This window comes from Streptomyces sp. NPDC050625, from assembly GCF_040654755.1.
Classification (GTDB): Bacteria; Actinomycetota; Actinomycetes; order Streptomycetales; family Streptomycetaceae; genus Streptomyces.
On sequence record NZ_JBFAIQ010000014.1, the window covers coordinates 73,482 to 87,067 of the forward strand.

Annotated in this window: 10 protein-coding genes; 6 read left to right on the plus strand and 4 right to left on the minus strand. The window is 69.5% G+C overall.

Annotated features, from left to right (window positions below; translation table 11 throughout):
* Window positions 1–121: 121 nt before the first annotated feature.
* The 6 genes from AB0I54_RS27645 to AB0I54_RS27670 all read left to right on the plus strand — a co-directional run bounded on the left by AB0I54_RS27645 (window position 122) and on the right by AB0I54_RS27670 (window position 7,550).
* Window positions 122–793, plus strand: a complete 672-nt coding sequence (locus tag AB0I54_RS27645; protein ID WP_363298850.1) for a DUF3105 domain-containing protein — start codon at window positions 122–124, stop codon at window positions 791–793.
* Complete coding sequence (locus AB0I54_RS27650) at window positions 790–1,416, plus strand: DUF305 domain-containing protein (protein WP_363298851.1); 627 nt, start codon at window positions 790–792, stop codon at window positions 1,414–1,416. The genes AB0I54_RS27645 and AB0I54_RS27650 overlap by 4 nt, the downstream gene beginning before the upstream one ends.
* 209 nt (window positions 1,417–1,625) lie before the next feature.
* On the plus strand, window positions 1,626–3,569 hold the full coding sequence (locus AB0I54_RS27655) for a S53 family peptidase (RefSeq protein WP_363298852.1): 1,944 nt from the start codon (window positions 1,626–1,628) through the stop codon (window positions 3,567–3,569).
* 109 nt (window positions 3,570–3,678) lie between these two features.
* Window positions 3,679–5,727 (plus strand): NAD(+) synthase, encoded by a 2,049-nt coding sequence (locus AB0I54_RS27660; RefSeq protein ID WP_363298853.1) that lies wholly within the window; start codon window positions 3,679–3,681, stop codon window positions 5,725–5,727.
* A gap of 139 nt (window positions 5,728–5,866) precedes the next feature.
* Window positions 5,867–6,952: a DUF6215 domain-containing protein gene (locus AB0I54_RS27665; protein WP_363298854.1), complete on the plus strand. Its 1,086-nt coding sequence runs from the start codon at window positions 5,867–5,869 to the stop codon at window positions 6,950–6,952.
* 142 nt (window positions 6,953–7,094) lie between these two features.
* Window positions 7,095–7,550 carry an ATP-binding protein gene (locus AB0I54_RS27670; protein WP_363298855.1) on the plus strand — a complete coding sequence of 152 codons (456 nt, stop codon included), beginning with the start codon at window positions 7,095–7,097 and terminating at the stop codon, window positions 7,548–7,550.
* A 1,098-nt stretch (window positions 7,551–8,648) separates the two neighbouring features.
* On the opposite strand, the gene AB0I54_RS27675 is transcribed toward AB0I54_RS27670, so the two are convergent.
* The 4 genes from AB0I54_RS27675 to AB0I54_RS27690 form a co-directional block, all read right to left on the minus strand.
* Window positions 8,649–9,872 carry an MFS transporter gene (locus tag AB0I54_RS27675; RefSeq protein WP_363298856.1) on the minus strand — a complete coding sequence of 408 codons (1,224 nt, stop codon included), beginning with the start codon at window positions 9,870–9,872 and terminating at the stop codon, window positions 8,649–8,651.
* Between the two features lie 89 nt (window positions 9,873–9,961).
* Window positions 9,962–11,023, minus strand: a complete 1,062-nt coding sequence (locus tag AB0I54_RS27680; RefSeq protein WP_363298857.1) for an endonuclease/exonuclease/phosphatase family protein — start codon at window positions 11,021–11,023, stop codon at window positions 9,962–9,964.
* A gap of 184 nt (window positions 11,024–11,207) precedes the next feature.
* Complete coding sequence (locus AB0I54_RS27685) at window positions 11,208–11,837, minus strand: TetR/AcrR family transcriptional regulator (RefSeq protein ID WP_363298858.1); 630 nt, start codon at window positions 11,835–11,837, stop codon at window positions 11,208–11,210.
* Between the two features lie 96 nt (window positions 11,838–11,933).
* Window positions 11,934–13,532 carry an MFS transporter gene (locus AB0I54_RS27690; protein ID WP_363298859.1) on the minus strand — a complete coding sequence of 533 codons (1,599 nt, stop codon included), beginning with the start codon at window positions 13,530–13,532 and terminating at the stop codon, window positions 11,934–11,936.
* Window positions 13,533–13,586: the final 54 nt, after the last annotated feature.

A 13,586-nucleotide genomic window follows, 5' to 3' on the forward strand; every position in this document is an offset into this window, starting at 1 on the left:
ATCCGGCGTTCAAATATTCTTTCCCCTGCCCTCCCTGCGGCAGGGTGCCCCTTCCCCATTACGATCAGTGAGCCCGACCGTCCCGTCCGTTCCGGCCCTTTCCCCCAGAAGGACAACAGCCATGGGTTCCGCCAAGAACAGCAACACCACCGCGCGCAAGGCGCGCATCGAGGAGATGCGGCGCGCCGAGCAGGCCCGCGAGCGCCGCAACCGGGTGCTCACCATCGCCGCGAGCGTGGTGGTGGTCGCCGGTCTCGTCGTCGGCGGTGTGGTGCTCGTGAACTCGCAGAAGGACAGCGACAGCACGGCGAGCGACTCGAAGGGCTCCGGGGACTCGGGCCACTTCACCACGGGCAAGGACGGAGTGCAGACCTGGACCGGCAAGCTGTCCCGGACCCATGTCACCACGTCCGTGAAGTACCCGATGCACCCGCCGGTGGGCGGCAACCACAACCCGGTCTGGCTCAACTGCAACGGTGACGTCTACACCTCGGCCGTGAAGGACGAGAACGCCGTGCACTCGCTGGAGCACGGCGCGGTCTGGGTGACGTACACCAGCAAGGCGGACAAGGCCGACGTCGACGCGCTCGCGGCCAAGGTGAAGAAGACGCCGTACACGCTCATGAGCCCGTACGAGAACCAGGCGGCGCCGCTCGTTCTCTCGGCGTGGGGCCACCAGCTCACGGTGAAGAGCGCGAGCGACCCGGCCGTCGACAAGTTCTTCTCCACCTACGTCCAGGGCAAGCAGACCCCCGAGCCGGGCGCCTCGTGCACCGGCGGGACGATGAAGTGAGGCAGCACATCGGCTGGATCGCGGGCGCCGCGGCGGCCGTGCTCGTCGCCGCCGGCGCGATCACCTACGCGGTCGCCGAGGACGGTGGCTCGGGGACAGGGACGCCGGGCACCGACTCGGCGGACGCCGGGTTCGCGCGGGACATGGCGGTCCACCACCAGCAGGCCGTCGAGATGTCGTACATCGTGCGCGACCGTACGACGGACGAGGAAGTACGCCGGCTCGCCTACGACATCGCGCAGACGCAGGCCAACCAGCGCGGCATGCTGCTGGGCTGGCTGGACCTGTGGGAGCTGCCGAAGGTGTCGGCGAAACCGCCGATGACCTGGATGGGCATGGGCGACATGGCGTCCGGCAAGGACGGCGCGCTGATGCCGGGCATGGCGACCAACGCCGACCTGAAGAAGCTCGGCACCCTCAGCGGCAAGCAGGCCGAGATCTTCTTCCTCCAGTTGATGACGGACCATCACAAGGGCGGCATCCACATGGCCGAGGGGTGCGTCGCCAAGTGCACCGTCGGCGTGGAGAAGAAGCTCGCGCAGGGCATGGTCGACGCACAGCAGTCGGAGATCCAGCTGATGGCCGACATGCTCAAGGAGCGGGGCGCCAAGCCGCGTTCGTAACCTGGCCACCAGGACGAAAGCCGCAATTCACCCCGGATGACGGTTCCTTGGGGTTCTCTTGACTTTTGCGTTCCCCTGGCATGAACGGTTCATCGAAAGAGTGGCCCCCATCGTGTGATCCATTCGCGGGCCTCACCGCCGCGGGCCGGCGCCCGGATCCACGACGTACCGACCACTACATGCATGCGAACCGCATCGCAGGGGGTTCTATGAGATCCAACCGCGCCAAGGTGCGCGCCGGCGTGAGCATGGCAGCGACACTGCCGATGATCGCCGGTGCGCTGGCGCTCGGCATACCCGCGGCGCACGCCGTGGACAACCCGGGCCGAAACGCCCTCGCGGGCACCAAGCCCGCCTGGGCAACGACCAAGGCGGACAAGGGCGCCACCTCGAACAGCGCCCAGGTCTCCGCCCGGGTGTACCTCTCCGGCCGGAACGCGGCCGGCCTCGCCGCCTATGCCAAGGCGGTGTCCGACCCGAGCTCGAAGGCGTACGGCAAGTACCTGAGCGCCAAGCAGACGCAGGCCCGCTTCGGTGCGACCAAGGCCCAGGTGGCCGCCGTCAAGTCCTGGCTCAAGTCGTCGGGCCTCACGGTCACGGAGGTCACGCAGCACTACATCGCCGTCACCGGTGACGTGTCCGCCGCCGAGAAGGCGTTCGGCACCCAGCTGCACAACTACACCAAGGGCGCGAAGACCTACCGCGCGCCGTCGAAGGCGGCCTCGGTGCCGCAGAGCCTCAAGGGCGCCGTCCTGACCGTCACCGGCCTGGACAACGCGCCGCACAAGGCGACGCACAACGACCAGCTGCCGCCGCCGGACGCGGTGTTCAAGAACTCCGGGCCGTTCTCCTCGTACTACGGCTCGAACATCGCGACCACGCTGCCGGACGCGTACGGCACGAAGATCCCGTACGCCGTCCAGGGCTACACCGGCAAGCAGCTGCGCGCCGCCTACGGCGCCGGCACCTACACCGGCAAGGGCGTCCGCATCGCCATCACGGACGCGTACGCCTCGCCGACCATCGCCTTCGACGCGGGCACCTACGCGAACAAGCACGGTGACGCGGCGTGGAAGACCGGTCAGCTGAGCCAGGTGCTGCCGAAGAACTACACGAAGACCAAGGAGTGCGGCGCGGCCGGCTGGTACGGCGAGGAGACCCTCGACGTCGAGGCCGTGCACGCGGTCGCGCCGGCCGCCAACGTGACCTACGTGGGCGCCGCTTCCTGCTACGACGACGACCTGCTGGACTCGCTCAGCAAGATCGTCGACAACCACCTGGCCGACATCGTCTCCAACTCCTGGGGCGACATCGAGGCCAACCAGACGCCGGACCTCGCGTCCGCCTACGACCAGGTCTTCCAGTTCGGCGCGGTGCAGGGTATCGGCTTCTACTTCTCCTCCGGTGACAACGGCGACGAGGTCGCCAACACCGGTACGAAGCAGGTCGACACCCCCGCCAACTCGGCCTGGGTGACCGCGGTCGGCGGTACCTCGCTGGCCGTCGGCAAGGGCGACAAGTACATGTGGGAGACCGGCTGGGGCACCGACAAGGCGACCCTGTCGGCCGACGGCAAGAGCTGGACCGGCTTCCCCGGCGCCTTCACCTCGGGCGCGGGCGGCGGCACCAGCAAGACCGTGCCGCAGCCGTACTACCAGAAGAACGTCGTCCCGAAGGCGCTGGCCACGGCCAACAACGCCGCCGGCAACCGCGTCGTCCCGGACATCGCGGCCATCGCCGACCCGAACACCGGCTTCAAGGTCGGCCAGACCCAGACCTTCCCGGACGGCACCGAGCAGTACAGCGAGTACCGCATCGGCGGCACCTCGCTGGCCGCGCCGGTGATCGCGGCGGTCCAGGCGCTGGCCCAGGAGGCCCAGGGCGGCAAGGCGATCGGCTTCGCCAACCCGGCGATCTACGGCAAGTACGGCAAGACGGGTGTCTTCCATGACGTCACGGACAACCCGACCGGCTCCGGCCTGGCGGTGGCCCGTATCGACTTCGTGAACGGCTTCGACGCCGCCGATGGCCTCGCGACCTCGGTCCGCAGCCTCGGCAAGGACAGCTCGCTGTCCGCGGTGAAGGGCTACGACGACGTCACCGGCGTGGGCTCGCCCGCGAACGGCTACGTGCAGTCGTACCGCCGTCACTGATCCGCTGACGCGGTAGGTGCCGTAGAGGGGCGTGGGGTACACAACACTCCACGCCCCTCATCACACCCCGCGCCCCTCATCGTGTCGCTCTGACGATTACACTGGGCCAGTGCCTCCGTTGAACTTCTGGTCGATCTATCAGCACGGCTTCGCACGTGTCGCCGCGTGCACGGGTCACACCCGCATCGCCGACCCGCACGCCAACGCCCCAGCGGTCCTGCGCCACGCACGCCGGTGCGCCGAGGAGGGGGTCGCCGTCGTCGTCTTCCCGGAGCTGGTGCTGTGCGGCTACTCGATCGAGGACCTGCTGCTGCAGGACGCGCTGCTCGACCAGGTCGAGGAGGCGCTCGACGAGGTGGTGGCCGGGTCGGCGGACCTGCTGCCGGTGCTGGTCGTCGGTGCCCCGCTGCGCCACCGCAACCGGATCTACAACTGCGCGGTGATCGTGCACCGCGGCCGGATCCTCGGTGTGGTCCCCAAGTCGTACCCGCCGAACTACCGGGAGTTCTACGAGCGCCGGCAGATCGGCGACGGCGCCGACGAGCGCGGCGGATCGATCCGGGTCGGCGGCGAGACCGTACCGTTCGGCGTGGATCTGCTGTTCGCCGCGGAGGACGTTCCAGGCCTCGTGCTCCACGCCGAGATCTGCGAGGACATGTGGGTGCCGGTGCCGCCCAGCGCGGAGGCGGCCCTCGCCGGTGCGACCGTCCTCGTCAACCTCTCGGGCAGCCCGATCACGGTCGGGCGGGCCGAGGACCGCAAGCTGCTGTGCCGCTCGGCCTCCTCCCGCTGCCTCGCCGCGTACGTCTACGCGGCGGCCGGCCTCGGCGAGTCGACCACGGACCTGTCCTGGGACGGGCAGACCATGATCTACGAGAACGGCGCGCTGCTGGCCGAGACCGAGCGTTTCCCGCTCGGCGACGAGTACGCGGTGGCCGACGTGGACCTCGACCTGCTGCGTCAGGAACGGCAGCGGACGGGCACGTTCGACGACAACCGCCGCACGCATCAGGCGCGGACGAGTGACTTCCGCACGGTCTCCTTCGAGCTCGATCCGCCGCTCACCGACCTGGGGTTGCGCCGTCGCCTGGAGCGCTTCCCGTTCGTGCCGGCCGACCCCGACCGCCTCGCCCTGGACTGCTACGAGGCGTACAACATCCAGGTCGAGGGCCTCCAGCAGCGCCTCGCGGCGATCGGCGGCCCGAAGGTGGTCATCGGGGTGTCCGGCGGCCTGGACTCCACGCACGCGCTGATCGTCGCCGCCCGCGCGATGGACCGCGCGGGCCGCCCGCGCAGCGACATCCTGGCCTGGACGCTGCCCGGCTTCGCCACCAGCGACCACACCAAGGACAACGCGCATGCGCTGATGCGTTCCCTGGGTGTCACCGCGGCCGAGCTGGACATCACGCCGACCGCACGGCTGATGCTGCAGGAGATGGGCCATCCGTTCGCCTCCGGCGAGCCGGTGTACGACGTCACCTTCGAGAACGTGCAGGCGGGTCTGCGCACGGACTATCTCTTCCGGCTGGCCAACCAGCGCGACGGCATCGTGCTCGGCACCGGCGACCTCTCGGAGCTGGCGCTCGGCTGGTCCACGTACGGCGTGGGCGACCAGATGAGCCACTACAACGTCAACTCGGGCGTACCGAAGACCCTGATCCAGCATCTGATCCGCTGGGTCATCAGCAGCGACCAGTTCGACGACGAGACCGGCAAGACACTCGCCGCGATCCTCGACACCGAGATCAGCCCGGAGTTGGTGCCGGGCGAGGAGATGCAGTCCACGGAGTCCAGGATCGGCCCGTACGCGCTGCACGACTTCACGCTCTTCCACGTGCTGCGGTACGGCTTCAGACCGTCGAAGATCGCCTTCCTGGCCTGGCACGCCTGGCACGACCCGGAGTCCGGCGCCTGGCCCCCGAACTTCCCGGAGGCCAAGCGGGTGGCGTACGACCTGCCGGAGATCCGACGCTGGCTGGAGGTCTTCTGCCGCCGCTTCTTCGCGTTCGCACAGTTCAAGCGCTCCGCCATGCCGAACGGGCCGAAGGTCTCGGCGGGGGGTTCGCTCTCACCGCGGGGTGACTGGCGCGCGCCTTCGGACAGCTCGGCGGGGGCGTGGTTGCGGGACCTGGAGCGGTTCGACGACCCGAGGACGTGAACGCGTCGACGAAGGGGGCCCAGGCGGCGGCGCTGAGGAGCTGGGCATCCACGCACCGTGCGGAAGCGGGCCAGAACCGCCCCCGGAACTGTGGCCTCCATCACGGCAAATGTGATCATGTCCCTGATGAGATCACCAGATGCTTGGTCTACTCCTGCGCGTGCTGCCCTTCTGGGTCCGCGAACCCCTGCTCATCGTGATCGGGTCCGTCTTCGGCCTGCGCATCATGTATCTCGCCGCCCGCGACAGCGACCGGGTCGCGGCCGCCATCGGGGCGGCGTTCCTCGTGTTCACGGCGATACGCGTCCACACGGTGGTCCGGGCGCTGCGCGCGCGCCGGAACAAGGGTCAGGGTCCGGCGTCCGCCGCAGGCGGGATGGTGACCGATACCGCCGCCCCGGCCCCGGCCTTGGATCAGGCCCAGGCCCCCACCGCGGACCCCATTGCGGCCTCGGCACCGGCCGGAAGCCGTGCCGGAGCCGGAACCGGACCGCGTCCCGGCCCGGACAAGCCGGAGAAGGACCACAACGCTTGGGGCCAGGCCGTCGCGGCCCTGGCCGTGTTCGGGGCGCTCGCGGCCTCGGTGTGGCTGGGCGACCGCGTGATGCCGGTCGACGACAACACGCCGCAGCCCGCCTCCTGTTCGGACACGGAACACGAGAAGCTGCCGAAGGCGTACGAGAAAACGCCCCGGGCGGTGACCGGCGACGATCTGTGCAAGGCGCTCAACCGGCCCGACCTGGCCCGGCTCATGGGAACGCCCGGAGAAGTCGCGAGCTCCGCCTCCAGCAGCAACGGCACCGCGCTCCTGACCGACGGGAAGGTCGCCGAGCCGGACGCCCAGATCGACTTCGACACGTACACCGTGAAGCTCTCGGCCACCTACGACAAGATGTCGACCGCCCAGTACGTGCGGCTGATCGACATGGCGGGTGACAGGATCGAGAGCAACGTCAGGACGCTCAAGGTTCTCGGCCGGCCCGCGGTCTTCTCCTCGGACCACACCATGAAGTTCGAGATCAATCTCGGCGGTGACCAGAAGCACACGCCCGTCCAGCAGGGTCCGTTGGCCAGGACACTGTCAGTGGCCCTCGACCGGAAGGACCTCGGCGGCTACTACGACATCACCGTGTGGAGCCAGACCGGCGCCCTCCCCGACGACGGTGCTCTCGTGGACATCGCCGAGAAGGTCCTGCCGACGATCCCGGAAAGGGGCGTTCACTGAACCGGCTCGCCGCCGCGGAAGCCACAGGCGGTCCACCCAGGTCCTGCCCAGCCGCGCCGGCCGGACCGGGACCCGGGCTGCGAAGCGGCCCGTGACGTCGATCACCTCACGGTCCAGGTGGTCCGATCCGCCGGTGTCGAGTATGTACGCAACGCCCGCCAGCCTCGTCGCGCTCGGGAACTGCAACACGGCTACGGCCAACGCGCTCGCCGCCGCACTCCGAAAGACGGTGGCAATAACGCCATACGAACTCCGGCTGCTCGCCACGCCGAAGGCCGTACCGGAACTCCGCCACCATCTCCGCGACCACGACTTCGACGTACGTCTGTGCGCAACGGAGCTGCTGACGAACGTCATCAACCACGTGGGCGAGGGCACACCCGTGACCGTCAAGGTCATCAGCAAGCCAGGGCACCGCCACACCCGAATCGAGGTGACGGACCCCGACACGCGCACCCTGCCCATCCTGCTGTCAGCCCCGGCAGCGAAGGATTCCGAGTCCGGGCGAGGCATGGCCCTACTCGACGCGCTGACCGACCGGTGGGGCGTGGACCAGGCGCCGGACCGCAAGACGGTCTGGTGCGAACTGAGAAGCTGAGGCGGCGCTGGTGGCATCCGAGGGGGTTGTCGCGGGCCCCTGCTGAAGGGTTGCCGTTGGGGCCACTCGCTTCTTTCTCAGTGTCGTGCTTCCACGAGGCGAGTAAAGGGCGCTGCGTTCCACTTCGTTCTACTCCGCGTCGCCTTCGGCGATGGCCCTGCGGGCCACCCTTGACACACCTCGCTCCAGCACGGGTGGGAAGCGAGCGAGCGGCCCGGAAAGACGGGTGGCCCGGCCGGGGTTTGCGGGCAACGGTGGGCTGCAAGGTCACCGTCCACTGACGGGCGCGGTCGCACCTCGCCAGCACGCCGGGACGGTTTAGCGGCGAGCGGTGCGTGGGGGGGTGAGGGAGGTTGAGGGGAGGGAGCTGGGTGGGTGGGGGCTGAGTGGGTGGGGGTGGGGCGTATGGCCGGTTGGAAGTTGGTTGGGCGCGGTCAGTTGGGGTGTGGGGCTGGGGGCGGAGTGCTCACGTTCGCGGATCGGTGACGCGGGCATCCACGCCGGCTGGAGCCCAGTGGCGGCCGTTGGTGGTCGCGCCCTCCACCGTGATTGGTCGATTTGGGCCAAGGGGTCGAGGCAAACCACGAAGTGGGAGGGACGGGTTCGGCTCGGACGGTGGCCCAGTCCTGCCAATCATCGCCTTCGTGTGACTTGAGAGGCAGGTGTGACGACCTCGTGGGGCCACTACAGCCGTCGGCCTGTCACACGCCCGCTCGCCCACCCACTCACCCACGTCCCCTTCCATCCTCCGGCCGCCTGCCCCACCCCCATCCCCCCCACCCACCGCTCGCCGCTAAGCCGGCCCGGCGTGCTGGCGAGGCGCGACCGCGCCCGTCGACGCCGGATACGGACGCAGCCGACGGTTGCCCGCGAACCCCGCCTGGCCACCCGTCTTTCCGGGCCGCTCGCTCGCTTCCCACCCGTGCTGGAGCGAGGTGTGTCAAGGGTGGCCCGCAGGGCCATCGCCGAAGGCGACGCGGAGTGGAACGAAGTGGAACGCAGCGCCCTTTACTCGCCTCGCGGAAGCGCGACACTGGCCAAGAAGCGAGCGGCCCCAACAGCAACCCTTCAGCCTGCGCCCGCGACAACCCCCTCGACTCAGTGGTGCAGCGCGCCCGGCTGCTCCGGCACGTGTGAGGCGACCACCCGCTCCGCGAGGCCGGTCGGCGGAGTAGCCCGGTGCCGGTCCACCAAGTATGCCGTGCTCGCCACGGCAAGTCCCAGTACCGCCAACCCCGCCCCCGCCACCGCCGGAGACGTCGCCCCGAAGCCGGCCGCCAGGGCCAGGCCGCCGATCCAGGCTCCGCCCGCGTTCGCGAGGTTGAAGGCCGCCTGGTTGGCCGAGGAGGCGAGGGAGGGGGCCGCGGAGGCCTTTTCCATGACCATCAGTTGGAGGGGGGAACCCGTGATGAACGCCGCCGTGCCCAGGAGGATCACCGCCAGGGCCGCCGTCAGCGGCGTGCTCATGAGGAGGGGGAACAGGAGCAGGACCGCCGTCAGCGACAGCAGGCCGCCGAACAGCGTGCGCCGCATCGCGTGGTCCGCCAGGCGGCCGCCCACCAGGTTGCCGACCGTCGCGCCCACGCCGAACAGCGCCAGCAGCAGCGTCACGCTGGAGTCGGCGTAACCGGCGGCGTCCGTGAGCATCGGCGTGATGTAGCTGTACGCCGCGAAGAGCGCGCCGAAGCCCGCCACCGTCGTACCGAGTGCCAGCCATACCGGTAGCGACCTCAGCGCCGACAGCTCGCCGCGCAGGCCGGAGGAGGGGACGTGAGTGCGGGACTGCGGGATCAGCAGCGCCAGGGACACTATCGCCGCCAACCCGATCGCGCTCACGCCGAGGAACGTCGCCCGCCAGCCCAGGTGCTGGCCCATGAGCGTGGCCGCCGGCACGCCCGCGATGTTGGCGACCGTCAGGCCGAGGAACATCAGGGAGACGGAGCGGGCCTTGCGCTCCGGTGTCACCATGTTCGTCGCGACCACCGCGCCGACGCCGAAGAAGGCGCCGTGCGGCAGTCCGCTCAGGAAGCGTGCCGCGAGGAGCGAGTCGTAGCCGGGGGCGAGGGCCGACAGCGCGTTGCCCGCGACGAACAGGCCCATCAGGGCCATGAGGACGGTGCGACGGGGCATGCGGGCGGTCAGCGCGGCCAGGAGCGGGGCTCCGATCACCACGCCGAGCGCGTAGGCCGAGACGAGGTGCCCGGCGGTTGGGATCGAGATGTGCAGGTCGGCCGCGACTTCGGGCAGCAGGCCCATCATCACGAATTCGGTTGTACCGATACCGAAGGCGCCTACGGCCAGCGCGAGCAGGGCCAGGGGCATGGCGGGGTTTGCCTTTCAGGGAGAGCGGAGTTCCGTACAGTGTATGTTCAAGTACGGAACAAAGTCTCCCTGGTCGGCATTCCAGCGGGTTACGAGGACGTGTCGACCTTCACACGCGCCGCGACCGGCAAGTGGTCGCTGTTCGTCTTCGGAAGCGTCCACGAGCTCTCCGGTTCGACCCCCTTGACCATGATCTGGTCGATCCGCGCCATCGGGAACGAGGCCGGCCAGCTGAAGCCGAAGCCGCTGCCCGCCGCGCCCTGCGTGGAGCGCAGCTGGGAGGTGACGGCGTTGAGGGAACGGTCGTTCATGGTGCCGTTCAGGTCGCCGAGCAGCACCACCCGCTGCAGCGGCTCGTCGGCGATGGCCTCGCCGAGCGCGTCGGCGCTCTTGTCGCGCTGGCGGGCGGTGAAGCCGGCTTCCATCTTCACGCGGACCGAGGGGAGATGGGCCACGTAGACCGCGACCTGCCCGGCCGGCGCGGCCACCGTCGCACGCATGGCGCGCGTCCAGCCCAGCTTGATGTCGACGGCCCTGGCGCCGGTGAGCGGGTACTTGCTCCACAGCCCGACCGTGCCCTGCACCGAGTGGTACTTGTAGGTCGCCGCCAGCGCCTTCTCGTACACCGGCACGGCCGACGCCTTCAGCTCCTCCAGGGCCAGCACGTCCGCGCCGGACGCGGCCACGTCCCGGGCCGTGGCGGACGGGTCAGGGTTGTCGGCGTTGACGTTGTGCGTCGCGACCATCAGGTCGCCGCCGGAGTTCGTCTTGTCGGTGAGCAGGCCGCCGAAGAGGTTCAGCCACACGATGACCGGAAGCAGCACCGCGATCAGCGCGGTCGCCGACTTCCGTACGACACCGACGACGAGGAGCACCGGGATCAGCAGGCCCAGCCAGGGCAGGAACGTCTCCGTGAGACTGCCGAGGTTGCCCACCCGGTTCGGGATGCGCGAGTGCACCAGCATCACCAGGGCGAGCAGCAGCGCGATCACGGCCGTGACGATGCCGCGGCGCCAGATGCGCGGATCTCCGCGCCAGCCGTCGAACAGGCTTCTGCGCAGCCGCCCCAGCAGGTGCCGGAACCGGGAGCCCCGGTGCTCGGGCCCCGAGCCGCCGTTGTCCGTCTCCGTCATGTACGCCTGCTGCGCCATACCGTCTGCCTCACAACCTGCCGTGCGCACCGTCTTCCCCCCGGGATACGACCCTAGGGGATGATGGGGTCCGTTCCTGCCGCCGTGTGACGGCCGTACGGAAGACGATGACGAACAAGTCGGCGCGAGGGGTTCCGGCTGTGGCGACACCCGCCTGGACTGTGACGAAACGCGCACATTCGGGCTAAGTGCCGGGTGAGCTGACGGGCCGTAGGCCTGCGAGCACCGTGTCGACGATCTGCTCCGCCAGCCCCTCCGGGAGGTCCGCGTCGGGGCGCATGATGGAGCGGACGAGCATGGGGCCGACGAACATGTCGTTGGCCAGTTCGATGTCGACGTCCTCGCGGAGCTCGCCGTTGCGCTGTCCGCGGCGCAGCACTTCGAGGCCCTGGTTGCGCCGGGGAGTTATCACGCCGGCGTGGTAGGCGGCCCAGATCCGGGGGCTGCTCTTCATCTGGACGTGGACGTTGTGCAGGATCGCCGACGAGCGGCTGACCAGGCCGCGCTGGCGCAGCGATTCGAGCAGGACGACCAGGTCGTCGCGCATCGAGGTGCCGGGGAGCACGGGGTCGGGGGGCTCGGCGGCGCGCATGACGTCGACGAAGAGGTCCTCCTTGCCGCTCCAGCGGCGGTAGATGGTGGCCTTGCCGACGCCGGCGGTGCGGGCGACGCGCTCGATGGAGAGCTCGGCGAGGGGCACGCCCTCCTCCAGGAGCTTCATCACGCCTTCCAGAATGGCGTGTTCCACGGCCTCGCTGCGCGGGCGGCCCCGTACGGGACCGAGTTGCTGCGGTCGGCTCTCGGCAAGACTCACGTCGTTTCGTCCTTTCACTGCGCTGCGGGAATTGTCCCGCAGCCGCCTCCTCCCCCCGTGGTGCCTCTCCGGACGCCTTCTCGCGGACCAGTCGGACTAGTCCGCGGCGGCGACCAACTCCTGCTCCGGCTTGCCCTCCTGCGGTGCCTGCGGTTTGCCCGGCAGGAAGAGTGCCGTCACGATCGCGCCTAGGATCGCCACGCCCGTGCCGCACAGCGCGGTGACGTGCATGGCGTGCAGGAACGCGTCATTGGCGGGGCCGATCAGGGCCTTGCCCTGCGGTCCGAGCTTGTGGGCGACGCCCAGGGTGGCCTCGATGGACTCGCCCGCCGTGTCCCTGAGGCCGGGCGGCAGCAGGTGCAGCTTGTCCTCGATGCCGGTGCGGTACGAGGTGGCCAGGACCGAGCCGAGCACGGCGATGCCGAGGGCGCCGCCGACCTGGCGGAAGGTGTTGCTGAGCGCGGAGGCCGAGCCGGCCTTCTCGCGGGGCAGGGCCTGCATGATGACGACGGAGGTCGGCGTCATGATGTGCGCCATGCCGGTGCCCATGAGGAAGAAGTCGACCTCCAGGAGCCAGATGGGCGTGTCCGCCTCGAAGGTGGCGAAGATGACCAGCGTCACCGCGATGAGGAGCAGACCGGCGGTGGTGGTGGCCTTGTTGCCGAACCGGTCGACGACCAGCCGGGCCCGCGGCGCGAAGATCATCTGCGCGGCGGCCAGCGGCAGCATCAGCACACCGGACTCCAGCGGCGAGTAGCCGCGCACGCTCTGGGTGTAGAAGACACCGAAGAACGTCACGCCCATCAGCGCGAAGAAGACCAGCGCGATGGCGCTCATGGCGGCCGAGAAGACCTTGTTCTTGAAGTACGTGACGTCCAGGGACGGGTGGTCGCTGCGCTTCTCGAAGACGACGAAGCCGGCGAGGACCGCGAGTCCGGCCGCGATGGTAGCCAGGACCTTGGCGTCCGTGAAGTCGGCGAGCTCGCCGCCCTTGATGATGCCGTAGACGAGCAGGACCAGGCCGACGACCGAGAGCACGACGCCGATCGGGTCGAGGCGGCCGGGCTTCGGGTCGCGCGAGTCGGGCACCAGCCAGATCATCAGGGCCAGGGCGAGGATCACGATGGGTACGTTGACGAAGAAGACCGAGCCCCACCAGAAGTGGTCGAGGAGCGCACCGCCGGTGATGGGCCCGATGGCGATGGCGAGTCCGACGCCGCCGGCCCAGATGCCGATGGCCTTGGGCTGCTCCTCGCGCTCGAAGACGTTCATCAGCACGGCGAGCGTGGCAGGCATGACGAAGGCGGCGCCGAGCGCCATCAGCGCGCGGTAGGCGATCAGCTCGCCCGGGGAGCCGGACTCGGCGGCGAGGGCGGAGCCGATGCCGAACACGAGGAGGCCGCCGAGCAGGACCTTCTTGCGGCCCAGCCGGTCGCCGATGAGGCCGGCGGTGAACAGCAGGCCGGCGAAGACGAGGGTGTAGGCGTTGATCGCCCACTCGATCTCGCTCTGGGTGGCCCCCAGTCCGGTGGGCGCCGGGGTGGAGATGGTCTTGACGGCGACGTTCAGGATCGAGTTGTCGAGCACAACGATCAGCAGGCTCAGCATCAGGACGCCGAGGATCGCCCAGCGGCGGCGGTGCACCGCTTCAGGTATCCGGGAACCGTGAGAGGCACGGTCGGCAGGAGTTGTCATGTCGACGACCCTAGGCCACTTCCAATACGGAACCGTCTCGTATTTTAATTCCTT